At 70.7% G+C, this 23942-nt stretch carries 28 protein-coding genes; 17 read left to right on the top strand and 11 right to left on the bottom strand.

What is annotated here, in order from left to right; genetic code table 11:
• Nucleotides 1-91: 91 nt before the first annotated feature.
• Complete coding sequence (locus tag AB0M43_RS33270; RefSeq protein WP_363730224.1) at nt 92-478, top strand: DUF393 domain-containing protein; 387 nt, start codon at nt 92-94, stop codon at nt 476-478.
• A gap of 139 nt (nt 479-617) precedes the next feature.
• Here AB0M43_RS33270 and AB0M43_RS33265 read toward each other — a convergent pair whose 3' ends face one another.
• From AB0M43_RS33265 to AB0M43_RS33255, 3 genes are read right to left on the bottom strand one after another with little or no spacing between them, the layout of a single operon-like run.
• A complete protein-coding gene (locus tag AB0M43_RS33265; protein WP_363730221.1) occupies nt 618-1259 on the bottom strand; it encodes a lysophospholipid acyltransferase family protein in 642 nt (213 codons plus the stop codon).
• Nucleotides 1235-2098, bottom strand: coding sequence for an MFS transporter permease (locus tag AB0M43_RS33260; protein ID WP_363730219.1), 864 nt, complete (start codon nt 2096-2098; stop codon nt 1235-1237). Before AB0M43_RS33260 ends, AB0M43_RS33265 begins: the two co-directional genes overlap by 25 nt.
• Nucleotides 2086-2484, bottom strand: a complete 399-nt coding sequence (locus AB0M43_RS33255) for a hypothetical protein (RefSeq protein ID WP_363730217.1) — start codon at nt 2482-2484, stop codon at nt 2086-2088. Before AB0M43_RS33255 ends, AB0M43_RS33260 begins: the two co-directional genes overlap by 13 nt.
• Nucleotides 2485-2730: 246 nt before the next feature.
• Between AB0M43_RS33255 and AB0M43_RS33250 the strand changes: the two genes are divergently transcribed.
• The 7 genes from AB0M43_RS33250 to AB0M43_RS33220 all read left to right on the top strand — a co-directional run bounded on the left by AB0M43_RS33250 (nt 2731) and on the right by AB0M43_RS33220 (nt 7312).
• Nucleotides 2731-3186 (top strand): MaoC family dehydratase, encoded by a 456-nt coding sequence (locus AB0M43_RS33250; protein WP_363730215.1) that lies wholly within the window; start codon nt 2731-2733, stop codon nt 3184-3186.
• A gap of 41 nt (nt 3187-3227) precedes the next feature.
• On the top strand, nt 3228-3707 hold the full coding sequence (locus AB0M43_RS33245) for a hypothetical protein (protein WP_363730213.1): 480 nt from the start codon (nt 3228-3230) through the stop codon (nt 3705-3707).
• 4 nt (nt 3708-3711) lie between these two features.
• Entirely contained in the window at nt 3712-4320 is a 609-nt protein-coding gene (locus AB0M43_RS33240; protein WP_363730211.1) for an RNA methyltransferase, read from the top strand.
• Between the two features lie 481 nt (nt 4321-4801).
• Nucleotides 4802-4960, top strand: a complete 159-nt coding sequence (locus AB0M43_RS33235) for a hypothetical protein (RefSeq protein ID WP_197005521.1) — start codon at nt 4802-4804, stop codon at nt 4958-4960.
• A gap of 8 nt (nt 4961-4968) precedes the next feature.
• Nucleotides 4969-5736, top strand: a complete 768-nt coding sequence (locus AB0M43_RS33230) for a PH domain-containing protein (RefSeq protein ID WP_363730209.1) — start codon at nt 4969-4971, stop codon at nt 5734-5736.
• A 10-nt stretch (nt 5737-5746) separates the two neighbouring features.
• Nucleotides 5747-6673, top strand: coding sequence for a PHP domain-containing protein (locus AB0M43_RS33225; RefSeq protein WP_363730206.1), 927 nt, complete (start codon nt 5747-5749; stop codon nt 6671-6673).
• Nucleotides 6674-6706: 33 nt separating this feature from the next.
• Entirely contained in the window at nt 6707-7312 is a 606-nt protein-coding gene (locus AB0M43_RS33220; RefSeq protein ID WP_363730203.1) for a MarC family protein, read from the top strand.
• Between the two features lie 31 nt (nt 7313-7343).
• Here AB0M43_RS33220 and AB0M43_RS33215 read toward each other — a convergent pair whose 3' ends face one another.
• Nucleotides 7344-7580 carry a DUF6191 domain-containing protein gene (locus AB0M43_RS33215; RefSeq protein ID WP_363730201.1) on the bottom strand — a complete coding sequence of 79 codons (237 nt, stop codon included), beginning with the start codon at nt 7578-7580 and terminating at the stop codon, nt 7344-7346.
• Between the two features lie 57 nt (nt 7581-7637).
• On the opposite strand from AB0M43_RS33215, the gene AB0M43_RS33210 reads away from it, so the two are divergent.
• Both AB0M43_RS33210 and AB0M43_RS33205 read left to right on the top strand, forming a co-directional pair.
• Nucleotides 7638-8534 (top strand): PD-(D/E)XK nuclease family protein, encoded by an 897-nt coding sequence (locus AB0M43_RS33210; protein ID WP_363730199.1) that lies wholly within the window; start codon nt 7638-7640, stop codon nt 8532-8534.
• A gap of 85 nt (nt 8535-8619) precedes the next feature.
• Nucleotides 8620-10011, top strand: coding sequence for an MFS transporter (locus tag AB0M43_RS33205; RefSeq protein ID WP_363730197.1), 1392 nt, complete (start codon nt 8620-8622; stop codon nt 10009-10011).
• Nucleotides 10012-10023: 12 nt separating this feature from the next.
• Here the strand turns inward: AB0M43_RS33205 and AB0M43_RS33200 are convergent, their stop codons facing one another.
• The 3 genes from AB0M43_RS33200 to AB0M43_RS33190 all read right to left on the bottom strand — a co-directional run bounded on the left by AB0M43_RS33200 (nt 10024) and on the right by AB0M43_RS33190 (nt 12628).
• Nucleotides 10024-10611, bottom strand: a complete 588-nt coding sequence (locus tag AB0M43_RS33200; RefSeq protein ID WP_363730195.1) for a Uma2 family endonuclease — start codon at nt 10609-10611, stop codon at nt 10024-10026.
• A 111-nt stretch (nt 10612-10722) separates the two neighbouring features.
• Nucleotides 10723-12165, bottom strand: coding sequence for a catalase (locus AB0M43_RS33195; RefSeq protein WP_363730192.1), 1443 nt, complete (start codon nt 12163-12165; stop codon nt 10723-10725).
• Between the two features lie 43 nt (nt 12166-12208).
• A complete protein-coding gene (locus AB0M43_RS33190) occupies nt 12209-12628 on the bottom strand; it encodes a Fur family transcriptional regulator (RefSeq protein ID WP_363730189.1) in 420 nt (139 codons plus the stop codon).
• Nucleotides 12629-12726: 98 nt separating this feature from the next.
• Between AB0M43_RS33190 and AB0M43_RS33185 the strand changes: the two genes are divergently transcribed.
• A complete protein-coding gene (locus tag AB0M43_RS33185) occupies nt 12727-13263 on the top strand; it encodes a DUF2231 domain-containing protein (protein WP_363730186.1) in 537 nt (178 codons plus the stop codon).
• Between the two features lie 373 nt (nt 13264-13636).
• On the opposite strand, the gene AB0M43_RS33180 is transcribed toward AB0M43_RS33185, so the two are convergent.
• Nucleotides 13637-13936 (bottom strand): translation initiation factor 2, encoded by a 300-nt coding sequence (locus AB0M43_RS33180; RefSeq protein ID WP_363730183.1) that lies wholly within the window; start codon nt 13934-13936, stop codon nt 13637-13639.
• 189 nt (nt 13937-14125) lie between these two features.
• Nucleotides 14126-15958: a DEAD/DEAH box helicase gene (locus AB0M43_RS33175; RefSeq protein ID WP_363730590.1), complete on the bottom strand. Its 1833-nt coding sequence runs from the start codon at nt 15956-15958 to the stop codon at nt 14126-14128.
• A gap of 327 nt (nt 15959-16285) precedes the next feature.
• Here AB0M43_RS33175 and AB0M43_RS33170 point away from each other — a divergent pair, with 327 nt between their 5' ends.
• The gene (locus tag AB0M43_RS33170; RefSeq protein WP_363730182.1) at nt 16286-16933 is read left to right on the top strand and encodes a ferritin-like fold-containing protein; all 648 of its coding nucleotides are present in this window, start codon (nt 16286-16288) and stop codon (nt 16931-16933) included.
• Nucleotides 16934-17128: 195 nt separating this feature from the next.
• On the opposite strand, the gene AB0M43_RS33165 is transcribed toward AB0M43_RS33170, so the two are convergent.
• Both AB0M43_RS33165 and AB0M43_RS33160 read right to left on the bottom strand, forming a co-directional pair.
• The gene (locus tag AB0M43_RS33165; RefSeq protein ID WP_363730179.1) at nt 17129-17962 is read right to left on the bottom strand and encodes a phosphoribosylaminoimidazolesuccinocarboxamide synthase; all 834 of its coding nucleotides are present in this window, start codon (nt 17960-17962) and stop codon (nt 17129-17131) included.
• Nucleotides 17963-17966: 4 nt separating this feature from the next.
• A complete protein-coding gene (locus tag AB0M43_RS33160) occupies nt 17967-18914 on the bottom strand; it encodes an alpha/beta hydrolase (RefSeq protein WP_363730176.1) in 948 nt (315 codons plus the stop codon).
• 89 nt (nt 18915-19003) lie between these two features.
• Here AB0M43_RS33160 and AB0M43_RS33155 point away from each other — a divergent pair, with 89 nt between their 5' ends.
• From AB0M43_RS33155 to AB0M43_RS33135, 5 genes are all read left to right on the top strand, one after another.
• Nucleotides 19004-19648 carry a TetR/AcrR family transcriptional regulator gene (locus AB0M43_RS33155; protein WP_363730174.1) on the top strand — a complete coding sequence of 215 codons (645 nt, stop codon included), beginning with the start codon at nt 19004-19006 and terminating at the stop codon, nt 19646-19648.
• A 10-nt stretch (nt 19649-19658) separates the two neighbouring features.
• A complete protein-coding gene (locus tag AB0M43_RS33150) occupies nt 19659-19886 on the top strand; it encodes a DUF3107 domain-containing protein (RefSeq protein WP_363730171.1) in 228 nt (75 codons plus the stop codon).
• An 82-nt stretch (nt 19887-19968) separates the two neighbouring features.
• A complete protein-coding gene (locus tag AB0M43_RS33145; protein WP_363730168.1) occupies nt 19969-20856 on the top strand; it encodes a DUF3152 domain-containing protein in 888 nt (295 codons plus the stop codon).
• 108 nt (nt 20857-20964) lie between these two features.
• The gene (moeZ, locus tag AB0M43_RS33140) at nt 20965-22143 is read left to right on the top strand and encodes an adenylyltransferase/sulfurtransferase MoeZ (RefSeq protein ID WP_363730165.1); all 1179 of its coding nucleotides are present in this window, start codon (nt 20965-20967) and stop codon (nt 22141-22143) included.
• 111 nt (nt 22144-22254) lie between these two features.
• A complete protein-coding gene (locus AB0M43_RS33135) occupies nt 22255-23895 on the top strand; it encodes a M14 family zinc carboxypeptidase (RefSeq protein ID WP_363730163.1) in 1641 nt (546 codons plus the stop codon).
• The last annotated feature ends 47 nt before the right edge of the window (nt 23896-23942 follow it).

Here is a 23942-nt window from a genome sequence, read left to right as displayed (position 1 = left end):
ATACTAGAACACATGTTCGAAGGACTGTCCATGTTCACCGCGTGGCGCGACTCACCGTTTTTCCGGCCCGACGCGGGAGGATGATGGGGCCATGAGCGCCACCTTCGTGTACGACGGCGACTGCGCCTTCTGCACCACCTGCGCACAGTTCGTCCAGCGCCGGATCCCGACCCGGGCCCGGATCGTGCCCTGGCAGTTCACCGACCTGGCCGCGCTCGGCGTGACCCGCGAGCAGGCGGAGAGCGCCGTGCAGTGGATCGACGGCCACGGGGTGGTCTCCGCGGGCCCGGTCGGCATCGCCCGACTGCTGCGCGACGCGGGTGGCCCCTGGCGCCCGCTGGGCTGGCTGCTGGGCCTGCCCCCGGTGCTGTGGCTGGCCTGGCCGCTCTACCGCCTGATCGCCCGCAACCGGCACCGGATGCCCGGCGGCACCCCGGCCTGCTCGCTGCCCCAGGCCCAGCGCGACGCCCAGCGCTGAAACCAAAGATCTTTCGATGGTTACGGTGGGCCGTGACCAGGCCAGCGCCAGCGCCGGGTCCGTGGCGAGACCGTGCCCGCGCCGGGGCTGTCGCGCATGGCCGACCGGACGTCGGGGGCGACCGCCCCGGGCGTGACCGCTACGCCGGCAGCGGCGCGTACACCCCGGCGTGGTCCTGCCCGGTCAGTTCCCCGATCGCGGCCATGATCGTGTCCGTCGCCGCCCGCCGGTCCCGCGCGCTGGTCTCCGACCCGCCCACCGCCACGGGCGCGCCGAGCCGGATCTCCACCTTCGCGGGCCGGGGCAGCGCCGCCCCGCGCGGCAGCACCCGGTCGGTCCCGACCATCCCCACCGGCACGACGGTCGCCCCGGACGCGAGCGCGAGCCAGCCGACCCCGACCCGGCCCCGGTACAGCCGGCCGTCGGGGGAGCGGGTGCCCTCGGGGTAGATGCCGAACACCTCGCCGGACCGCAGTACCGCCAGGGCCGTCTCCAGGGCCTCGGTCGCCGCCGCCCCGGCCCGGCGCTCGACGGGCAGCTGGCCGAACGCCCGGAGCAGTTTCCCCGTGAGCCGCCCCTCGGCGAAGTACTCGGACTTGGCCACGAACGTGACCCGGCGCGGCAGCAGCGCGGGCAGGATCAGCGGGTCGAGGGTGCCGAGGTGGTTCGAGGCGAGCAGGACGGGGCCGGTGGCCGGCAGGTGGTGCAGGCCGGTGACGGCGGCGCGGCAGTACACCCGGAAGAGGGGGCCGGCGATCACCTTCGCGAGTCCGTAGGGCACCCGAGCAGCCTACTCACCGCCCTCTCCAGGGGGAGGAAGCTGGCCATGGCCACCTGGTGCGGCAGGAACGTGATGGTGACCGTGGCGAACACGACCGCGTGGAACAGGTAGAACCCGCCGACGAGGAGGTACCGGGCCCGCTCGCGGACGAACAGCACCACCGGGCTGGCGAGCTCGAACGCCATGATGCCGAACTGGCTCAGGACGAGCAGCCCGGGCACGCCGAGGACCAGCTGACCGAGCCAGGTGCCCCGGCGGAGCACGGCCCGGGTCATGGTGGCCCCGGTGAGCCACTCGATCCCGCCGAACCGCAGCTTCGCCCAGCCGGCGAGGAAGTACGTGGCGACCACCGCCAGCTGGGTGACCCGCAGCGCCCAACCCCCGGCGGCCGACGGTTCCGCGGACCCGAACCGGGCCCGGCCGACCGTGGGCAGGGCGGCGAGCGCGACGAGCAGCCCGAACCGGTCGTGGTCGACCTTGCCGTAGCTCATGGCGACGACCATCCACTCGGCGTACAACAGGAAGACGGCCCCGCCGAGGACGCGGGGCCACCGGCCGGACGCGGCGACGAGCGCCACCGCGAGCAGCGCCCAGAACACCCCGTGCACGAGCGCCGGGGTCGGGGCGGGCAGGTGCAGAATCCGGGCGACGAGCACCGGGCGGTACAGCTCGACGGGCACCGTGGCGTGACCCCGGACCCACGGCGTGAAGACCACCAGGTCGGCGGCGACGAACAGGTACGCGAGCACCCGGAACAGCGCGACCCGGCCGAGGGGGACGGGCGCGCACAGCCAGCCGGGGACCTGGGTCGGGACCGGGGTCGCGGTCACCGTTCCCATGCGGCGACCGTCTCCTCGGTGGTCCGTCCGGTCGGCCGGCCGTCGCGCAGTTCGTGCCAGGTGACCACGATGGTGACCCGGCGGAGCGGGGTGGCGTCCGGGTTGCGGCGCTCATAGGCCACGGCGAGCAGGCGGGGCAGGTCCGGCCGGTCGAGTTGCCCCTCGACCTCCGCGCGCCGGAGCCCGGTGTCGGTCTCGGTCAGGTCGAGGGCCGCCCCGGTGTCGTCGAGGGCGGCGACCCGGGTGTCGCGGACGGGCGCGTCGAGGGCGTCGGTGGTCGCGTACATCCGGAAGGGGCCGACGGGAAAATCGTCATCGGAGCCGAACAGGGTCCCGAGGAGCAGAGCCACCGCGACGAGTGTGGTGATCGTCACTCGGAGTCGCATATCGGAGATTCTAGGATCGGCCGGATCCTTCGCCCGGCCAGGGCGGACGTAGTCCTTTCGGTCGATGGGTGCTTACGTTTGCGTAACTATGGCGCAGGTCACAGCAAACCAAAGATTTACAGAGCAGGATCGGCAGCACAACAAAAAGCGCGGGCGGCGGGCGTCTATAGGCCTCGCCGCTCGTTGCTGTTTGTGGGGATCCGACTATGCTACTGACCGGTAACCCATCGCGTGAGGAGCCCGCAGATGCAGTTCGGTCGGTATTTCGAGGAATTCGAGGTCGGTGCGATCTACAAGCACTGGCCCGGAAAGACCATCACCGAGTACGACGATCACCTCTTCTGCCTGCTCACCATGAACCACCACCCGCTGCACATCGACGCGCACTACGCGGCGACGTCGACAGAATTCGGCAAGAACGTGGTGGTCGGCAACTACATTTACTCGCTGCTCCTCGGGATGTCGGTCGCCGACGTGTCCGGTAAGGCCATCGCGAACCTCGAGGTCGAGTCGCTCAAGCACGTCGCGCCGACCTTCCACGGCGACACCCTCTACGGCGAGACGACCGTGCTCGAGGTCAAGGAGTCCAACTCCAAGCCGGACCGCGGCATCGTCTACGTGGAGACCCGTGGGTACAACCAGGACGGCACGATGGTGTGCATTTTCCGCCGCCGCGTCATGGTCCCGAAAGCTCCCCAATAGCCATATCCTGGGAGTCACCAGGTGACTACAGGGAGGTCGGCATGCGGGACCAGTACACCGGCACCGAGTGGGATCTGCTCGTGGAACTGCCCCGGGCGGTGGTGATCGCGGCGACCTCGGCGGAGGCGGACGGCGCCCGGCGCACCGTCAACGAAGGCCTCGCGGGACACGCGGGCATCCAGGCCGGCGAGGTGGACGACAGTGCCCTGGTCCGCGCGGTGTACGCGGACCTCTTCCTCAACGAGGCCGACCCCGACGCCGACGAGCTGCCGGCCGCCGAGGAGTTCAACAACCGGGCCGCCGGCCTCGCGGAGGTGCTCGACGGCGCGCGCCGCGCCGCCCGGGTGCTCGCCGAGAAGGCCGAGCCCGCCGACGCCGCCGCGTACCGGGTCTGGCTGCACCGGATCGCCGGTTCCGTCGCGGAGGCGGCCCAGTCGGGCGGTTTCCTCGGCCTCGGCGGGGACCGGGTCACGGCCGCCGAGCAGCGGTTCATGGACGATCTGGCCGAGGCGCTAGCCTGACCGGGTGACGGAGGACGAGGTCGAGGTCGGCGTGGGCCCCTGGGTGGGCCCGTGGCCGGACGACGCCCGGTACGACCCGGAGCTGCTCGAACTCGGCGACCGCCGCAACGTCGTGGACCGGTACCGGTACTGGACCCGCGAGGCGGTGGTCGCCGACCTCGACCTCCGCCGGCACGACTTCCACGTGGCCATCGAGAACTGGCAGCACGACATGAACATCGGCACCGTCGTGCGGACCGCCAACGCGTTCCTGGCCCGGGCTGTGCACATCGTGGGCCGCCGGCGCTGGAACCGGCGCGGGGCCATGGTGACCGACCGCTACCAGCACGTCTTCCACCACGAGACCGTCGAGGACCTGCTGACCTGGGCGAAGTCCGAGGACCTGCCGATCGTCGGGATCGACAACCTGCCCGGGGCGGTGCCCCTGGAGTCCGTGGAACTGCCCCGCCGGTGCGTACTGCTGTTCGGGCAGGAGGGGCCGGGGCTCTCCGAACCGGCCCGCGCGGCGGCGAGCCTGGTGTGTTCGATCGCCCAGTTCGGGTCCACCCGGTCGATCAACGCCGGGGTCGCCGGGGGCATCGCGATGCACGCGTGGATCCGCCAGCACGCCTGACCGCCACGCGTGCGACCGCCCGTACGCCTGAATGCACGGTGTCGGCGGGGCTGCCTCCAGGTATCCGACAGTCCGCGTGAATGAAAATTTCGGCAGGGATTTTCTTCTCCAATGCGGAGTAGCCTGACTTTGTGAGCGTCGCGGTCCGTTGTCCGCAGCACGGCGGAGAAGTACCACCGCCGTCCCCGCCGCGCTCCACTGTGGCCCGCCGGTACGCCGTCGGACCACAGCGCAGAAGTGGACGGACCCGGGCTTCCGGAGGTACGCGGTGGCACGACCGACTACAGCGGGTGACGTACTGGTGGACGAAGTGGTCCTCCACGACCTCGTGGAATCGCTCCCCAGTGCACTCGTGTTCGGGGCTCTGTCCCCGTATCTTCATGGGGAGGGCTGAAGTTCTACTGAGACATTCACCGTACGAGCCGTAACTGATACTCTGGGTAACGCCGCGGCAATGCAAGTGGGGAGGGGAATTCTCGCCATGGTCAAAAAGATTCTCACGTGGGGTGGCCTCGCGTTCCTGGTCTTCTTCATCGCGTATCGGCCTGATTCCGCAGCCGGTGTGGCTGGGAAGATCGGCGACACGATCGGAGAAGTGCTGAGTGGAATGGGCGACTTCCTCGCTGGTGTGGTTGGCTGATCGCTGATATGGCCGACGACGGACGTAACGGCCCGGACGAGACACCGAACCGGGATACCGAGCCGATTCCCCGGGCACGCCCGGAGCCATCGGTGGAGGATCTGACTGCCTCCACGTCTGTGGACAACCTTGCTCCTCCTCCCGTTCTCTCGGAGGAGGAGCTCGAGGGTCTGCGGTTCGACGCCGCCGGCCTGCCGGTCGGTCCCCGCAGGGTCCTGCCGCTCGAGCCAGAACCGAGCCCGCTCGTCTCGCGCTACCTGTTCCCCACGGAGCGGTACCGGGGCGAGTGGCGCAGGCACTGGATCCACCTGGTCCCCGAGCTGGGCATCGGCGTCGGGGCCACCTTCGTGATGGGGTACGCGTCGGGTCTGCTCGCCAAGCACCAGCAGGGCGGGGTCACCGGGGTCGTCGTGGCCCTGTGGATCGCGGTCCTGGTGTGGGTCGGCTGGAAGCACCTCGACTGGTACTTCGACCGTTTCATCCTCACCAACAAGCGGGTCATGGTCGTCTCCGGCATCGTCACCCGCAAGGTCGCCATGATGCCGCTCGCCCGCGTCACCGACATGAAGTACGAGCAGTCCCCGGTCGGCCGGATGCTCAACTACGGCACCTTCGTGCTGGAGTCCGCGGGCCAGGAGCAGGCGCTCCGCGAGGTCAAGCACCTGCCGAACCCGAACGAGCTCTACCTGCGGGTCTGTGAGGAGATGTACGAGCCGGAGGCCGTCGAGGCACGGCTCGGCCGGGGCGAGGAGGACGGCGGCGGCGAGGACGCGTAGCGTCGGCCCGATGCGGATCGATCTTCACGTCCACTCCACGGCGAGCGACGGCACGGTGCCGCCCGGCCCGTTGATGGCCGAGGCGCGCGCCGCCGGCCTGGATGTCGTCGCCCTCACCGACCACGACACGACCGCAGGCTGGGACGCGGCCACCGAGGCGCTGCCGGCGGGCCTGACGTTGATCCCCGGCGCGGAGATCTCCTGCGTGTGGGACGGCGGCGCCGCGAACCGGCAGTGGGACGACCACGGGGCATCCGTGTGGAGGGCCCGCGAGGCGGCCCGGCCCGCCGCCGAACGCGAGGGCATGGAACTGCACCTGCTGGCCTACCTCTTCGACCCGGAGCACGCCGAACTGGCCGGCACCATGGCCGGCCTGGTCGAGGACCGGGCGCACCGCGGCGAGCGGATGGTCGACCTGATCCGCGCCGACGGGGTCGACATCACCTGGGAACAGGTCCTCGGCTACGCGGCCGGCGGCTCCGTGGGCCGCCCGCACCTGGCCCGGGCCCTCGTCGAACTCGGCGTGGTCAGGACGGTCGACGAGGCGTTCGGGGCGGAGTACCTCGGCACCCGGTGGCAACTGCCGAAGGCCGCCGTGGACGTGTTCGAGGCCGTCGACCTGGTCCGCGCGGCCGGCGGGGTGCCGGTGTTCGCGCACCCCAGGGCCTCCAAGCGCGGCCGGGTGGTACCCGACTCGATGATCGTCGAACTCGCGGCGCACGGCCTGTTCGGGCTGGAGGCGGAGCACACCGACCACACCGACGCCGAACGCGACGAACTGGTCGCCCTCGCCCACGACCTGGGCCTGTTCGTCACCGGCTCCAGCGACTACCACGGCACCAACAAGACGGTCCGGCTCGGCGCCCGGACGACGGCCCCCGAGGTGTACGAACGGATCGTCGCCGAGAGCCACGGCACGCCGCCCCGGGTTTCCTGACCTGCCCGGGGCCCGCGACCCTAGAGTGGGCTCGTGGATCTCAAGCTGCTCGGGGCGACCTTCCTGACCCTGATCGTGATCACCGACCCCCCGGGGCTGGTGCCGATCTTCCTGGCGCTCACCTCCACCATGGATGTCCGCAACCGGCGGCGCGCCGCGCTCCAGTCGGTGCTGCTGTCGTTCGGCGTGATCGTGACGTTCGCGGTGGTCGGGGAGCAGATCTTCAAGTACCTGCACATCGAGCTGTTCGCCCTGCGCGCGGCGGGCGGCATTCTGCTGCTCCTGGTGGCCCTGGAGCTGCTGACCGGCAAGGCTGACGACCCGTCCCGGGAGGTCACCTCGAACGTGGCCCTCGTGCCGCTGGGCACCCCGCTACTGGCCGGGCCGGGCGCGATCGTGGCGACGATGCTCGCGGTGCGCGGGACCGACGAGGTCGGCGGCTATCTGGCGATCGCGGGGGCGATCGTGGCCGTACACATCATCATCTTCCTGGTGTTGCGCTACTCGACGATCATCGTGCGGCTGCTCAAGCCGAGTGGCATCGAGGTGCTGACCAGGATCGCGGGCCTGCTGCTGGCGGCCATCGCGGTGCAGTTGATCGCGGACGCGGTCGTGGAATACGTCAAGACCCACTTCTAGCCGGGTACGACGGCGGCCGGAGCCGGGCGGTCTAGCCCTCGGCGGGGGCCGCGCGGCGGATGACGGCCACGCCGCTCTCCAGGTCGATCCGGTTACCGCCGTCGGCGGAGGTCACGTCCCTGCGGAGCCGCTTCTGCTGCTCCACGTGCTCGGTCTGCTTGCGCTGCCCGGGGGAGAAGAAACCGCCGAGCTCGGCCATGCCGGCAGACAACGAACCGGCCGAGGCGTTGTCCTCGTCGCCGCCCCGCATCCAGCGCAGTAAACCCATGGCCGTGCCTCCCCTGCTAGATGGTCCAGTGTCGCACCCCGGTGAGAGCATGGGAATATGCCGAGCGCGAAACCGGACGAAGACAACCAGCTTGCACTTTTCTCCGCACCAGTGAAGCTCTTCAGTTGTACGCCGAGCAGGATCACCACCTACGAGGACTGCCCCCGGAGGTACCGGTACGCGTACCTGGACCGCCCAGCGCCGCCCAGAGGCCCCGCGTGGGCGCACAACTCCCTCGGTGCGAGCGTGCACAACGCCCTCAAGAGGTGGTACGACCTACCGACCACCCAGCGTACTGCGGAAGTTGTCCCCCGGCTCCTCACCGGCGCCTGGGTGACCGACGGCTACCGGGACGCGGCCCAGATCAAGGCGGTGTACCGGACGGCGGTCGCCTGGCTGGAGCGGTACGTCGCGGAGCTGCCCGAGGGCGACCCGGTCGGCGTCGAGCGCACGGTGGCGGCGAAGACGGAGACGCTGGCCCTGTCGGGGCGGGTCGACCGGCTCGACGCGCGCGACGGCGAGCTGGTGATCGTGGACTACAAGACGGGGCGGACCGGGCTGGACGCCGACGACGCGCGGGGCTCCCGGGCGCTCGCGCTGTACGCGTACGCGGCCGAGCGGATGTTCCACAAGCCGTGCCGGAAGGTCGAACTGCACCACCTCCCGACGGGTACGGTCGCGGCGCACGAGCACACCGTCGAGAGTCTGGCGCGGCACGTGGCGCGGGCCGAGGCCACGGTCGCCGACATCCAGGCGGATCGTGAGTTCGCGATGCGGCCGAGCGCGCTGTGCTCCTTCTGCGACTTCCGGACGTCGTGCCCCGCCGGGCGGGAGGCCCCGAAACGGGACCCGTGGACGGCCGTGGAGGGCTACACGGTTCCCGGGCCGCGCGAGCCCGAACAGGCCCCGTCCGATGACTCAGCGGGGGTCAGTGGGCCAGGGCAGACCACCTGACGGGTACTGACGGGCCAGGCCGGTCCGGAAGCTGGGCCGGCGGGGGATTGCGCTGGGTGCCGGGGAACGCGAGAATCCCTCAGTTATGAGCCTCGATCGGGATCGCCGCGCACGGATCGCCGTCGCGGGCGCGTACTTCGTGCAGGGCCTGTGCTTCGCGGCGCTGGTCACGCGGGTACCGGCGATCCAGGCGGAGCACCGCTTCACCGACGAGGAACTCTCCCTCGTCCTGCTCGCCGTGCCCGTGTTCGCCGGGATCGGCAGCGCGCTGTCCGGCTGGCTCGCCGCCCGGTTCGGTAGCGCGGCGCTGCTCCGGGTCTCCGGGCCGCTGGTGTGCGCGACGATCGCGGCGACCGGCGCGGCCCCCAACCGCGCGGTGCTGTTCGCGGTCCTCGTCGTCTTCGGGCTCGGCGTCGGCGCGGTGGACGCGACCATGAACATGCAGGGCGTGGCGGTGCAGGCCCGGTACGGGCGGAGCATCCTCGCGTCGATGCACGCCGTGTGGAGCGTCGCCGGCATCCTCGGCGCGCTCGCCAGCGTCGCCGTCGCCGGCCGGATCCCGCTCGCCGTCCACCTGGGCGTCGTCGGCGCCGTCGGGGTGGCGCTCGCGCTGCTCGTCGGGCCCGGGCTGCTGAAGCGCGCCGAACTCCGGGGCCGGCGGACGGGCGAGGCGACGGCCGCCTCCGTCGCGGGCACCACAGACTCCGCCGTGCCGGTCGCCGAGGGGGCGGCCGGCGCGGCGGGTACGACCGGCGGCGCGGGCACTTCCGGTGGGACGGGCGGCGCGGGCCCGGCCACCGGCGCGGTCGGTGCGGGAACGGCCACCGGCGCGATCGGGGCCACGGTCGGGGCCACGGAGCCGGGTGTCGGTGCCGCCACGGGCCCGGTCGGGCTCGCCGCCAAGGTGCCGTGGAAGCCCGTGCTCATGATCGGGATCGCGATGATGTTCATGTACATCGCAGACTCGTCCACCTCGAACTGGCACGGCCCGTACCTGCTCAAGGAGCTGGGGAGCACGGAATCGGTGGCCCCGTGGGCGTACTTCTTCTACCAGGGCTTCCAGGTGATCGGCCGCTCCGGCGCGGACCGGCTGGGCGAGCGGTTCGGCCCGGTGCGGACCGTGGCGGTCGGGGCGCTGGTCGGCACCGTGGGACTCGCGCTGGTGGTGGCCGCGCAGAGCCCGTGGTGGGGGATCGCCGGGTTCGGGGTGCTGGGCCTCGGGCTGTGCGCGATCGTGCCCCAGTCGTTCACGGCGGCGGCGCGGCTCGACCCCGACGACACCGGGGTGGCGATCGCCCGGGTGAACCTCTTCAACTACGCCGGGTTCGTGCTGGGGGCCCCGCTGGTCGGGCTCGTCGGGAACCTCCGGCTGGGCTTCGTGATCCCGCTGGTCCTCGTCCTGGCGATCATCCCGTTCGCGGGCGCGTTCCGCCCAACCTTCACGCGCGGGGCCGGGCGCCCACTCGTAACCAAATAATGGTCTTGATCTTTACCAGGCGGCGAGCTCGCGGGCCAGGGAGCCCAGGTTGACCGTCAGCGGGCAGGGCGCCTCGGTGGTGAAGATGCCCGGGGCGGTGACCGTCTGGCGTTCCACATAGGTCTCGCCGTCGAGCCGCAGCTCCGTGATGGTCAGCGGGTCCGGGTCCACGATCAGGTAGGACGGGATGGCGTGCCGGGCGTAGACGGCGCGCTTCTCGCCCCGGTCGCGGTCGGCCGTCGCCGGGGACAGGATCTCCAGCACGAGGAGCGCCTCGGCGGGCCGCTTCATCTCGCTGTCCGGGCGGGGGCAGAGCATCAGGTCGGGGGCCGGGTGGTTCTGCCGGTCGAGGTAGAGCCAGGTGTCGATGCCCAGCCACAGGTCCCGGGGGAGCTGGCGGCGGAGGGACGTGCCGAGGATGACGAGCAGGGAGCCGTGCGTGGGTCCTGCCGGTGGCGTCACGATGATCGCTCCGTTGACGAGCTCGTGCGGGATGGAGTCCGGATAGACCTCGGGATTCGTCGGATCGGCGAGGATCCGGCGGAGGGTCTGGGCGTCCCGGGCGTCGGCGGCCAGCGCGTCGGTCCATCCTGTGGTCACCGGAACACCCCCTGCCGTTGGCCCGATTATCGCACAAACCCGTGCAAACTCGGCCTCCCTCGAACGGACGAGGGAGGCCGAGTCTATCGATACCTGGAGATCATCGCCAGGTCAGTGACCATTCACTCCGTTGGCGATGGTGTCGCCGAGACCCTTGTCGACCGCGCGCCAGTACGCCAGCGCCTTCGCCAGGATCGGCGCCGACACCCCGCCCTTGAGGTGGCCGACCACGTTGCTGGCCAGCGCGGCCCGCTCGTCGTCGTTGAGCACCTCGCGGACCAGTGTGCCCGGCTGGCCGAAGTCGTCGTCCTCGGCGTGCAGGGTCGCGGCCGACCGGACCATCTCGCCGTCGACCTCCCAGCCGATCTCCGCGCCCCTCGCCTCGTCGGCGACCGGGCCGCCGTAGGAGTTGGGCGAGTACACCGGGGAGTTGCCGCTGTGGTCGAACCGCATCGCGCCGTCGAACGTGTACGTGTTCACCGGCACCTTCGGCTGGTTCACCGGCAGCTGGGTGTAGTTGGTGCCGATCCGGTGCCGGTGGGTGTCCGCGTAGGCGAACATCCGGCCCAGGAGCATCTTGTCCGGGGACACCCCGATGCCCGGGACCAGCGCCGACGGCTCGAACGCGGCCTGCTCGATCTGGGCGAAGAAGTTCTCCGGGTTGCGGTCCAGGGTGAGCCGGCCGACCTCGATCAGCGGGTAGTCGCCGTGCGGCCACACCTTCGTCAGGTCGAACGGGTTGAACCGGTAGCCGGGCGCGTCCGCGTACGGCATGATCTGCACCTTCAGCGTCCACGACGGATGGTCGCCCCGCTTGATGTGTGTGATCAGGTCGCGGCGGTGGAAGTCCGGGTCCTCGGCCGAGATCGCCGCCGCCTCCGACGCGCTCAGGTTGCGGATGCCCTGCTCGGTGACGAAGTGGTACTTCACCCAGAACCGCTCGCCGCCCGCGTTGGACCAGCTGTAGGTGTGCGAGCCGAAGCCGTGCTGCTCGCGCCACGTCGCCGGCGTGCCCCGGTCCGTGAACAGCGTCGTCACCTGGTGCGCGGACTCCGGGTTCAGCGTCCAGAAGTCCCACTGCATGTCGTTGTCGCGCAGCCCGGTGTCCGGCAGCCGCTTCTGCGAGCGGATGAAGTGCGGGAACTTGATGGGGTCCCGGATGAAGAAGACCGGGGTGTTGTTGCCGACCAGGTCGTAGTTGCCCTCGGTCGTGTAGAACTTCAGGGCGAACCCGCGCGGGTCGCGCGCCGTGTCCGCGCTGCCCTGCTCGCCGGCGACCGTGGAGAACCGCAGCAGCGTCTCGGTGGTCGTGCCGGGCTGGAACACCGCGGCCTTCGTGAAGGCGCTGACGTCGGCCGTGACCGTGAAGTGCCCGAACGCGCCGCCGCCCTTCGCGTGCACGTTGCGCTCCGGCATCCGCTCACGGTTGAAGTGCGCCATCTGGGCGATGAAGTGATGGTCGTGCAGCAGGATCGGGCCGTCGGCGCCGGCGGTCAGCGAGAACGCGTCGCTGGGGGCCGGGGAGCCGGTCTCGGTCGTGGAGTGCTCGGTCAACGTCTCTCCTCCAACTTAGGGGCGAGACCCGGACTCCCGGATCTCAGTCTTCGGTGATCTCCTGACACTTGGGGCATAGGCCCCAATACGTGACTTCCGCCTCATCGAGGATGAAGCCATGACTTTTCGACGGGGTCAAGCATGGCGTGTAGTGCACGGCACAGTCAACATCGTCGATGGCTCCGCAGCTCCGGCACACCACGTGGTGGTGGTTGTCGCCCGTGCGGGCCTCGAACCGGGCGGGGTGGCCGGCCGGCTCGATCCTGCGGGCGAGGCCGGAGCGGGTGAGGGCACCCAACACGTCGTAGACGGCCTGGGTGGAGACACTGTCGAGCCGGTCGCGCACCTGGCGGGTGATCTCGTCCACGTCCAGGTGGCCCCCGCCGGCCAGCACGTCGAGCACCGCGAGCCGCGGTTTCGTGACCCGGAGGCCATGCGCTCGGAGCTGCTGGTCACTTGGCATGACCAGAAGGTAACCACGTTTTCTGGAATCAGTCAAATAAGAGCCGATGGCGGTGTGGGGCATTGCCCCGGCCGTCGCGGTACGCCCACACTGACGCGATGTTCGATGAGATCATGGGTCTGCCGGCGCACCCGTTGCTCGTCCACGCCGCCGTCGTCTTCGTGCCGCTCCTCGCCCTCATGGGCGTGGTCTACGTCCTGGTGCCGCCGCTGCGGGCCCGGTTCACCTGGGTGTTCCTCCTGCTGGCCGTCATCGCCCCCGTCGTCTCCTGGGTCGCCAAGGAGAGCGGCGAACGCTTCGAGCGGCGGATGCAGGCCAAGGGCATGATGCCCCCCGAGCTCGCCGCCGACATCAACGTCCACCAGGACCACGGCGAGAAGATGCTCTGGTTCGTCTGCGGCCTCGCCGTCGTGTCGCTGCTCTTCATGGCACTCGACGCCGGGCGCCGCCGGGCCAACGCCAACGTCGGGCCCGCACCCGCCGGTGGCGAGGTCGCGGCACCCCCGGCCGCCCGCGGGCGCATGATCATGATGATCGTGTTCGGCCTCGCGGTGCTGGTCCTGGCCGGGTTCTCCGGGTGGTACGTGTACAAGACCGGGGACGCGGGCGCCCGGATCGCCTGGAGCGGCTACTAGACCCAGATCAAGGGCATTTTCTGGTTACGGTGGGAGCCGGCCCGGGATGTGAAGGTTGGGGCCCACGGAGTGGGGCTGGGCCGCGCGGTGGGGCTGGGGCCACGGATGGGCCGGGTCTGCCGGGCGGGTCCAGGTCCGCAGGGCGGCCGGGTTCGCGGGGTGATCCGAGCTTGCGGGACGAACCGCTCAGGGGCGGGTCCGGGGTCCCAGGGTGGGCTGGGTCGGAGGGTGCTCGGGCTCAGGGTGCGGTCCAAGGCCGCAGGTGGGCCGAGCCGGAGGGGCGTCCGGGGCAGCGACGTGGGCTGTAGCCGCACGGTGGGTTCGCGTCCTCGGACGGGCGAGGCCGCAGAGTGGGCCCGGGGCCACGGGTCGGTCAGACGAAGAGGGTCCGGCCGCACAGGATCAGGACCAGCACCAGGGCGACCGCCCCGGCCATCATGCCGACCCCGTACGTGATCGTCCGGGCGGCGCGCTCCTCCGCGTCGAGGACCCGGTGCTCCTGCGCGGGCAGTTGCCGGGCCGGCGGGATCTCCACGATCGTGGGCGGGCGCCAGCCGGGCGGGGGCGGGGTCGACGGCGGCGGTCCCGTGTACGCCGGGGGCGTCGGGCGCGCGGGCGGTGCCGGGGGCTCCGGCTGACCGGAAGCGGGGCGGCGCCAGTAATCATCCGTCACCCGCCCACCGTAACGGTCGGGCGCACGGGACGGGGCACCTCCTGTGCCGACGGGCGCGACACGGCACCCGGCCCGGCGGCGATCCGGCGCCCGGCCTGGGGTGGGCGGCGCTCCGCACCGCCCACCCCAGGCCACACACGAAGAGGGCCCCACCCGACCGGATGGAGCCCCCTGCGTTACCTCTGAGTCTTACTCGGCGGCGCTGCCAGCCGGCTTCCGCCGCCGACGACGCGGCTTGCGCGCCTCCTCGCCACCGTCGAACGACCCCTCGTCAGCCCCGGAGTCCCCTTCGACGACCGGCGCCGCGAACACGGGGGCGATGACCCCCGACGCGAACGGCGTCCCCAACGCCACGGCCGGAGCCGGAGCGGAGGAGGACCGTGCCGACCGCGACCGCGGAGCGGTCGAGCCCGACCCGGAACCGGAGGTCCCCGACCCGGTCAGCGCGGCCCCCGCGGAGGCCACCCCGCCCCGGGCGGCGGCGACGTCGCCCGAAGCCGCGGCCCCGACGGAGACGGCGCCGGACTCGACCCCGACGACCGGCGACTCACCATCGGCGACCCGCCGCGACCGGCGACGCTGACGCGGCGGCTTGTCGACCGCGACCTCCACCGAGCCCTGGGCGGGAGCCGCCCCGGAACCCGAGGAGGAACCGGCCGGACGTTCGGACCGTCCACGGCCACCGCTCTTGCGGTCGCCTCGGTCCCGGTCGCGGCCGCCCTTGCGCGGGGCGCCCTCGATGTCCTCGATCGCCTCGGAGCTCAGCCCGGAACGGGTGCGCTGCGCGGACGGGAGGGTGCCGGTGACGCCCTCCGGGATGTCGAGGTCGGTGAACAGGTGCGGGGACGTGTGGTACGTCTCCGGCGGGTTCGGCTGGTCGAGGTGCAGGTTCTTGTCGATGAGGCTCCAGCGCGGAGCGTCCTCCCAGTCGACGAACGTGACGGCGACACCGGTCGCCCCGGCGCGGCCGGTGCGGCCGATCCGGTGCACGTACGTTTCCTGGTCCTCGGGGCAGTCGTAGTTGATCACATGGGTGACCGCCGTGACGTCGATGCCGCGGGCGGCGACGTCGGTGGCGACCAGCACGTCGACCTTGCCGGCCCGGAACGCGCGCAGGGCACGCTCCCGGGCGCCCTGGCCCAGGTCGCCGTGCACGGCGCCGGCCGCGAAGCCGCGGAAGTCCAGGTCCTCGGAGAGGTTCTGGGTGGCCCGCTTGGTCCGGCAGAAGATCATCGTCAGGCCCCGGTCCTTCGCCTGCAGGATGCGGGCGACGACCTCGGCCTTGTTCATCGGGTGCGTGCGGTAGACGAACTGCTTGGTCAGCGGGTTCGGCGCACTGTTGTCGTTGTGCCCGGCGTGGATGGTCACGGGGTTCTTGAGGAACCGGCGGGACAGGGCCACGATCGGGTCCGGCATGGTGGCGGAGAACAGCATGGTCTGCCGCTGCTCCGGCAACATGGCCAGGATCTTGGTGACGTCCTCCAGGAAGCCCAGGTCGAGCATCCGGTCCGCCTCGTCGAGGACGAGCGTGCGGACCTTGCCCAGGTTGAGCTTCTTCTGCTTGGCGAGGTCCATGAGCCGGCCGGGCGTGCCGACGACGATGTCGACACCCTTGGTCAGCGCGTCGACCTGCGGCTCGTACGCCACGCCGCCGTAGACGGCGAGGACGCGGATGCCGCGCACCTTGCCGGCGGCGGCCAGGTCACGGGCGACCTGGACGTTGAGCTCACGGGTGGGGACGACGATCAGGGCCTGCGGCGCGCCGTCGGCACCCTCGCTCTCGGAGAGCGTGCGTTCCAGGATCGGGATCCCGAAGCCGAGGGTCTTACCGGTGCCGGTGGGGGCCTGGCCGATCACGTCGCCGCCGCGCATGGCGATCGGGAGCGCGTACTCCTGGATCGCGAAGGCGCGCGTGATGCCGACAGCGGCGAGCGACTCGACGGTCTCGGCGCGGACGCCGAGCTCGGCGAACGTCGGGGCCTGCGTGTCGACGGCGATCGGAATCAGTGGTTCTACGGTGATTTCTTCACTGGGGTCGTGCTGTGCGGGAAGCAGTGTGGTGTCCCTCTCAGGTGGCCACGGGCGCGGAGAGCGTGTCGCGACGTGACGCGGGCTTCGTGCGACCTCAGCAGAGCGGGTCGTCGGCCTGCGCGCCGCGGCGCCAGTGGCGGATCGGTGCAGGTGCGGGGCCTCGAGTGGCCAGAGCGCTCCTGCTATTAACAGCCATGGTAACTGTTTATCGCTCGACGCGCCGTGACCAATTCACTGCGTGACGTTTCCGACAGGCTCACCTGTGGCTCATCTCACCGAAACACGGGATTTCCGGCGCGAAAAAGGTAGCCTGCGGTCGTGTCTGAGTCCTCCCTTGCCGTGACCGACCTGCTCGCCGTTCTCGCGTACGGGGAGTTGAGCGCCTTCGACCGGATGGCCGAGGACGCCCGGCTCGCCCCGGACCACGCCCGGCGCGCCGCGCTGTCGGAGATGGCCGGCGCGGAGATCGCCAACTACCGCCGGCTCGTCGACCGGCTGACCGCCCTCGGGGTCGACCCGGTGGCCGCGATGGCGCCGTTCGTGGCGGCCATCGATGACTACCATGACCAGACCGAGCCGCGCGACTGGCTGGAAGGCCTGGTCAAGGCCTATGTCGGGGACTCGATCGCCGACGATTTCTACCGGGAGATCGCCGGTTTCCTGGGCAGTCCGGACCGGGAGCTGATCCTGGACGTGCTGCACGACACCCGGCACGCGGACTTCATCGCGGGCGAGATCCGCGCCGCCGTCGACGCCGACCCGAAGGTGGCCAGCCGGCTGGCGCTGTGGGCCCGGCGGCTCGTCGGCGAGGCGTTGTCGCAGGCCCAGCGGGTGGCGTCGGAGCAGGACGCGCTGACCGAGCTGGTCGTGCAGGGCTCCGGGGACCTCGCCGCCGTCAACGCCCTGTTCAAGCGGCTGACGGCGGCGCACACGGCGCGGATGGCCGTGGTCGGCCTCAACACCTAGATCATTTCGATGGGTACGCCGGGCGCGTCGCCCGGCCCGGATGCCCGTGTCGCCCCGTCGCCAATTCGATCTTGATCAGTTTTGCTCTGACGCCCGAGGCCCACTGAGAGTGGGGAGGCGAAGGCGGCGGGGGTTCCGCATACCGGTGTTGTATGCGGGGCCCCGACAACGCGCGCATCGCCGCTCTCGGCGGGCCTACCCCCAGGTCTTGCCGGTGAGGCGCTCGTAGACCTCGATGTAGCGGCTGCGGATGCCCTCGACCACGTCGGCCGGGATCTCCGGGCCGGGGGCCGTGCGGTCCCAGTCCAGCGAGCCGGACCACTCGCGCAGGTACTGCTTGTCGAACGACTTCTGCGGGCCGCCCGGCTGCCAGGAGTCGGCGGGCCAGTACCGGGACGAGTCGGAGGTGAGCACCTCGTCGGCGAGCACCAGGGTGCCGTCCGGGGCCCAGCCGAGCTCGATCTTGGTGTCGGCGATCAGGATGCCGCGCTCGGCCGCGAGGTCGGCGCCCCGCCGGTACACGTCGAGGGTGATTCTGCGCAGCTCCTGGGCCGTCGCCGAACCGACCTCCCGCACCACCTCGTCGAAGGTCATGAACTCGTCGTGCTCGCCGATCGCGGCCTTCGTCGTCGGGGTGAAGATCGGCTCGGGCAGCTTCGAGCCCTCGACGAGCCCCTCGGGGAGCGCGATGCCGGACACCGTGCCCGATTTGCGGTACTCCTCCAGGCCCATCCCGACCAGGTACCCGCGGGCGATGCACTCGACGGGCACCATCTTCAGCTTGCGGCACCGGATGGCCCGCCCGGCGAACTCGGCCGGCACGTCGGTCGAGGACACGACGTGGTTCGGCAGCACGTCGGCCAGCTCGTCGAACCACCACAGGCTCAGCGCCGTGAGCAGCGCGCCCTTGTCCGGGATGGGGGTGGGGAGGATGACGTCGTAGATCGAGATCCGGTCGGTGGCGACCAGGATGATCTCGTCGCCGTCCTCGTAGACGTCGCGGACCTTGCCCGAGTGCAGAAGCTTCACCCGGTCACGATAATTCCTCCAGCAGGCCGAGCACCGCCCGGGCCACGCTGCGGGGCGCCTCGAGCTGTGCGACGTGCCCGACCTGGTCGAGGATCAGCAGCCGGCTGTCGGGGATCGTGGTCGCCACCTTGGGCGCGACCCGCACGTCCACCAGCCGGTCCTGGTTGCCCGCGATCACCAGGGTCGGGGCCTTGACGTGCGCGGCCATGTTCCACAGCGAGCCGCTGCCGGGCAGGTACGCGCGGACGAAGTTGCCGACCAGGTCGCGGAAGGTGCGGACCCAGGCCTCCGCGTACCAGGGCTGGGCGACCCGGATGGCGGCCTCGTCGGTGTAGCGCTGGAACACGTCGTCGGTGATCCGGGTCGGGTCGGCGTAGCAGAGTTCGAGCGCGGCGCGGGTGATGTCGGCCGGGGCCATGGCCTGGATCCGCTTCGTCGCGATCCGCTCGACGTTCGGGAGCAGCAGCATCGGGAGCAGCTTCGAGTGCGCCGACCAGCGCGGGTCCATGAACGGCATGGCCGGGGAGATCAGGGTCAGGGTGCGGACCAGGTCGGGCCGGTTCGCGGCCACCCGGACCGACACGGCACCGCCGAGGGAGTTGCCGAACAGGTGCACCGGGCCCCGGTCGGAGTCCTCGATCCAGCGGATCACCCGGGCGGCGAAGGCCGACACGCCGTACCGCTTGGCGGGCTCGCTGAGGCCGAAACCGGGCAGGTCGATCGCCTGGCCGTCGAGCCGTCCGGAGAGCAGTCCGGCCAGGTCCGTCCAGTTCTGTCCGGAACCGCCGAGGCCGTGGACGTAGAGCGCGGGCTCCGTGTCCGCGCTGGTCCCCGGCGTGTCGCGGACGTGGGTGACCGTGCCGTCGAGGGTCACCTCGCGGCCGGGCCACGCTGGCCAGGGGCCGGTTTCGGGGGACAGACTCTGCTCGGGGACCATCCGTGCGCGCTTCACACGGAGAGTGTGCCTCAGATCCATGGCTGATCACGGGATACGCTCAACGGGTGCCGGTACCAATGACGCCGGCTTGACGGAGGTGACCAATGGCTGCGGCTCCCACCAGCGGCGCGCAGACCACCGGGCGCCCGGTACGACTGCCCAGGTCCGCGCGGCGCAAGCAGCTCCTCGCCGCGGCCCAGGAGGTCTTCGTAGCTCAGGGTTACCACGCGGCCGCGATGGATGACATCGCTGAGCGCGCCGGCGTGTCGAAACCAGTGCTGTACCAACACTTTCCCGGCAAACTGGAGCTCTACCTCGCGCTGCTCGACGTGCACTGCGACGCGCTCGTGCGCAAGCTCCAGGACGCCATGGGCGAGCTGTCCGACAACAAGCTCCGGGTCGAGGCCGCGATGCAGGCCTACTTCGACTTCGTGGACGGCAACGGCGAGGCGTACCGCCTGGTGTTCGAGTCCGACCTGCGCAACGACCCCGCCGTGCGCGAGCGGGTCGACCGGGTCGAGCAGGGCAGCATCGCCGCCATCACCCAGACGATCACCAAGGACACCTCGATCAGCCGGGAGCGGGCCGAACTGCTCGCGGTCGGCCTGACGGGTGCCGCGGAGATCGCCGCGCGGTACTGGCTGGCGAGCGGCCAGCAGGTGCCCAAGGAGGAGGCCGTCGCTCTGATGGCGACCCTGGCCTGGCGCGGTATCTCGCACTTCCCGCTCGCAGGCAGCGAAAGTTCATAGAGGAGGGTACGTGGAGGTCAAGATCGGCGTGCAGTTCGCCCCGCGCGAGCTCGTCGTGGAGAGTGCCCAGTCGCCGGCCGAGGTCGAGGCGGCCGTGATCGAGGCTCTGAACTCCGAGTCCAAGATCCTGAGCCTGGTCGACGAGAAGGGCCGCCTGGTGATCGTCCCGGTCGACAAGCTCGCCTATGTGGAGATCGCCGAGATTGTGACCCGCACGGTCGGGTTCACCGCCGGATAGGTTTTGCCCCGAACGGCCCGGTTCGCCGGGCCGTTCGGCGTGTCATCGATGGTCGGGTTGCCCCGAATGTCATGGTGAGGCCATGCCGAGGGCCAGCCTGAGCACGGACACGGAGCCCGCCGGGGACCGTCCCGACCCGCGCCGGGAGATGCTGCGCCGCCGGCAGCGCACGGCCCTGATCTGCCTGTTGCTGCTCGCCGGGCTGCTGGTCACCGTCGATTTCGTCCGGGGGCTGAGCCTGCCCGCCGGGGTGCCCGCCGAGACCCGGGCCGCGCCGGTGCCGCGACCGGAGCCGGTGATGGAGCCGCGCGCGCCGGCCACGTCCGCGCCGCCGGCCGCCGCGCCCACCGCCACCGTGGCAGCCACCCCCGTCCCCACCCCCTCACCGTTCCCCCGGTCCGCCACCGGGGTGTTCTCCTTCGCCGCCAGCCCCGGGGCGGTGCTCGGCCGGGCCGGCCAGATCCGGCAGTACCGGGTGGGGGTCGAGAACGGCTCCGGCCAGGACGTCGAGGCGTTCGCGGCCGAGGTCGACCGGGTGCTCGGCGACCCGCGCGGCTGGACCGGCTCCGGCGACCTGCGGCTGCAACGGGTGCCGACCGGCGGGGAGTTCACGGTGTACCTGGCCACGGAGGCCACCACCGACACCCTCTGCCGTGAGGACGGCATCCAGGCCAAGCAGTTCCTCTCCTGCCGGCTGAAGAGCAACAGGGTGATCATCAACCTGAGTCGCTGGCTGACCGGGGTGCCCGACTACGGCGCCCCGCTCGGCGCGTACCGGGAGTTCGCCGTGAACCACGAGGTCGGCCACCAGTTCGGAAACGGACACGAGCGCTGTCCGGCCCCGGGGGGTGCCGCGCCGGTCATGGTCCAGCAGAACCTGGGGCTGTACGGCTGCACCGCCAACGCCTGGCCGTACGTCGACGGGAAGCGGCTGACGGGGCCGGCCGGGTCGTACGTACCCGAAAACTAGGGGTTGTGGGTCGGGTCACCGCAGAAGGGTCGCGTGGCGGGGCACAATGGCAGTTGGCCGCCCGCCCCGGCCCCTGATCCTCGCGAACCGCGACCGAAAGGCACCGCTGTGTCACTGCCCCCACTCGTCGAACCCGCGGCGGAGCTCACCGTCGACGAGGTCCGTCGGTACAGCCGGCACCTGATCATCCCCGACGTGGCGATGGACGGCCAGAAGCGCCTCAAGAACGCCAAGGTCCTGTGCGTCGGGGCCGGTGGCCTCGGCTCGCCCGCGCTGATGTACCTGGCGGCGGCCGGCGTCGGCACCCTCGGCATCGTCGAGTTCGACACCGTCGACGAGTCCAACCTCCAGCGGCAGATCATCCACGGCCAGTCCGACATCGGCCGGCCGAAGGCGGAGTCCGCGGCGAACAGCATCCGCGAGATCAACCCGCTCGTGAACGTGGTCATCCACAACGTGGCCCTCGACAACGACAACGTGTTCGAGATCTTCGGCCAGTACGACCTGATCGTCGACGGCACGGACAACTTCGCGACCCGCTACCTGGTCAACGACGCCGCCGTCCTGCTCGGCAAGCCGTACGTGTGGGGCTCGATCTACCGCTTCGACGGCCAGGCCAGCGTCTTCTGGGCCGAGCACGGCCCCTGCTACCGCTGCCTGTACCCGGAGCCCCCGCCGCCCGGCATGGTCCCGTCCTGCGCCGAGGGCGGCGTGCTCGGCGTGCTGTGCGCCAGCATCGGCTCGATCCAGGTCACCGAGGCGATCAAGCTGCTCACGGGCATCGGCGAGCCGCTGGTCGGCCGCCTGATGGTCTACGACGCGCTGGAGATGAGCTACCGCCAGGTGAAGGTCCGCAAGGACCCCAACTGCGCGCTGTGCGGCGAGAACCCGACGGTCACCGGCCTGATCGACTACGACGACTTCTGCGGCGCGGTGTCCGCCGAGGCCGCCGAGGCCGCCGACGGCTCCACGATCACGGCCCTGGAGCTCAAGGAACTGCGGGACGCGGGCAAGGACTTCCTGCTGGTGGACGTGCGCGAGCCGGCGGAGTACGAGATCGTCAGCATCCCCGGCAGCGTCCTCATCCCGAAGGGCGAGATCCTCAACGGCTCCGCGCTGGCGAGCCTCCCGCAGGACCGGCAGATCATCCTGCACTGTAAGTCGGGGGTGCGCTCGGCGGAGGCGCTCGCGGCGTTGAAGGCGGCCGGGTTCAAGGACTCGGTGCACGTCCAGGGCGGCGTGCTCGCCTGGATCAACACCGTCGACCCGTCCCTGCCGACCTACTGACCCGTGAATTACACATAGATAACATTATATTGATGTGATCTTCCGGGGTTGTTTGAGTGGCTGTCACCACCAGAGCCCCTTTCGAGGGGCTCCACCCCTCCTGGAGGATCCATGACAGTTCGCTTCGGACGCCGGCGGTGGTTGACCGTCGGCGTCGTCGCGTTACTCGGGCTGGCCCTGTCCGGTCCCGCGACCGCAGACCCCCGCCACGACCCGACCGAGTCCTCCGCCGAGTACGTCCTGACCGGCCCCGCGTCCCGGGCCAGCGTGAACGCCGTGGCCGCCACCGGCGCCTCGATCGACAACGTCGAGAACGGCCGGGTCAACGTCACCGCCACCCCCACCGAGCTCCGGCAGATCCTCAAGCTGGGCTACACGGCCCAGAAGGTGACCCCGCCGACCGACCGGGGCGCGGCGGCCCTGCGCGACTTCCCGCCGGCCGACTCGGGATACCACAACTACGCCGAGCTCACGACCGAGGTGAACAACCTCGTCGCCTCCAAGCCGGCGATCGCCAAGAAGCTCAGCCTGGGGACCTCCTACGAGGGCCGGGACCTGATGCTCATCAAGATCTCCGACAACGTCGCCACCGACGAGGACGAGCCCGAGGTGCTGTTCGACGCGCACCAGCACGCCCGCGAGCACCTGACCGTCGAGATGTCGGTGTACCTGCTGCACCTGTTCATCGACAACTACGGCACCGACGCGCGGATCACGAACCTCGTCAACAGCCGCGAGATCTGGGTCATCCCGGACATGAACCCCGACGGCGGCGAGTACGACGTCGCGTCCGGCTCCTACCGGTCCTGGCGGAAGAACCGGCAGCCCAACTCCGGCTCCTCCAACGTCGGCACCGACATGAACCGGAACTGGTCCTACAACTGGGGCTGCTGCAACGGCTCGTCGACCAGCACGTCCAGCGAGACCTACCGGGGCACCGCGCCGTTCTCCTCGCCGGAGACCAAGAAGGTGTCCGACTGGGTGCTCAGTCGCCGGGTCGGCGGCAAGCAGCAGATCAAGGTCGGCATCGACTTCCACACGTACGGCGAGCTGGTGCTGTGGCCGTTCGGGTACACCACGGCCGACACGCCGACCGGGATGACCGCCGACGACTTCAACACCTTCAAGACCATGGGCCAGCAGATGGCCTCCACCAACAACTACCTGCCCGAACAGTCCGCCGAGGACTACATCACCGACGGCGACATCCTCGACTGGCTGTGGGGCAACCAGAAGATCTTCGCCTACACCTTCGAGATGTACGGCGGCAGCTACGGCTTCTACCCGCCCGACGAGGTGATCGCCGCGCAGACCTCCCGGAACAAGGAGGCCGTGCTGAAGCTCGTCGAGTACGCCGACTGCCCGCAGCGCGCCATCGGCAAGGAGCAGCAGTACTGCGGCACCACCAACCCGCCCGGCCCGAAGTTCGAGAACGGCACCGACGTCACCATCGTCGACAACGCCACCGTCGAGAGCCCGATCACGGTGACCGGGGTGACAGGCAAGACCACGGTCACGGTCAACGTGGACATCAAGCACACCTACCGGGGCGACCTCGTCGTCAGCCTGGTCAAGCCCGACGGGACGGTCGTCGTGCTGGAGGACTTCCCGAACAGCGACAGTGCGGACAACGTGCTGAAGTCGTACTCGGCGACGGTGCCGGCCACCGCGAACGGGGTGTGGAAGCTCCGGGTGCAGGACATCGCCAGTTCCGATGTCGGGAAGATCGATATCTGGTCGTTGCAGTTCTAGCGGGTGGGGGAGGCCGCGTCCGGGCGGCCTCCCCTTTCCAGCCCAGC

The organism is Longispora sp. NPDC051575 (assembly GCF_040681875.1).
In the GTDB taxonomy this organism is placed as follows: Bacteria; Actinomycetota; Actinomycetes; order Mycobacteriales; family Micromonosporaceae; genus Longispora.
This window is presented reverse-complemented; position numbering and strand designations above follow the sequence as displayed.

Excerpts from the sequence above, each read along its gene's own strand:
- AB0M43_RS33270 (WP_363730224.1), top strand. The coding sequence starts at position 92 with ATGAGCGCCACCTTCGTGTACGACGGCGACTGCGCCTTCTGCACCACC.
- AB0M43_RS33260 (WP_363730219.1), bottom strand. The coding sequence starts at position 2,098 with ATGGGAACGGTGACCGCGACCCCGGTCCCGACCCAGGTCCCCGGCTGG.
- AB0M43_RS33255 (WP_363730217.1), bottom strand. The coding sequence starts at position 2,484 with ATGCGACTCCGAGTGACGATCACCACACTCGTCGCGGTGGCTCTGCTC.
- AB0M43_RS33250 (WP_363730215.1), top strand. The coding sequence starts at position 2,731 with ATGCAGTTCGGTCGGTATTTCGAGGAATTCGAGGTCGGTGCGATCTAC.
- AB0M43_RS33245 (WP_363730213.1), top strand. The coding sequence starts at position 3,228 with ATGCGGGACCAGTACACCGGCACCGAGTGGGATCTGCTCGTGGAACTG.
- AB0M43_RS33235 (WP_197005521.1), top strand. The coding sequence starts at position 4,802 with ATGGTCAAAAAGATTCTCACGTGGGGTGGCCTCGCGTTCCTGGTCTTC.
- AB0M43_RS33230 (WP_363730209.1), top strand. The coding sequence starts at position 4,969 with ATGGCCGACGACGGACGTAACGGCCCGGACGAGACACCGAACCGGGAT.
- AB0M43_RS33225 (WP_363730206.1), top strand. The coding sequence starts at position 5,747 with ATGCGGATCGATCTTCACGTCCACTCCACGGCGAGCGACGGCACGGTG.
- AB0M43_RS33215 (WP_363730201.1), bottom strand. The coding sequence starts at position 7,580 with ATGGGTTTACTGCGCTGGATGCGGGGCGGCGACGAGGACAACGCCTCG.
- AB0M43_RS33210 (WP_363730199.1), top strand. The coding sequence starts at position 7,638 with ATGCCGAGCGCGAAACCGGACGAAGACAACCAGCTTGCACTTTTCTCC.
- AB0M43_RS33205 (WP_363730197.1), top strand. The coding sequence starts at position 8,620 with ATGAGCCTCGATCGGGATCGCCGCGCACGGATCGCCGTCGCGGGCGCG.
- AB0M43_RS33190 (WP_363730189.1), bottom strand. The coding sequence starts at position 12,628 with ATGCCAAGTGACCAGCAGCTCCGAGCGCATGGCCTCCGGGTCACGAAA.
- AB0M43_RS33185 (WP_363730186.1), top strand. The coding sequence starts at position 12,727 with ATGTTCGATGAGATCATGGGTCTGCCGGCGCACCCGTTGCTCGTCCAC.
- AB0M43_RS33155 (WP_363730174.1), top strand. The coding sequence starts at position 19,004 with ATGGCTGCGGCTCCCACCAGCGGCGCGCAGACCACCGGGCGCCCGGTA.
- AB0M43_RS33145 (WP_363730168.1), top strand. The coding sequence starts at position 19,969 with ATGCCGAGGGCCAGCCTGAGCACGGACACGGAGCCCGCCGGGGACCGT.
- AB0M43_RS33135 (WP_363730163.1), top strand. The coding sequence starts at position 22,255 with ATGACAGTTCGCTTCGGACGCCGGCGGTGGTTGACCGTCGGCGTCGTC.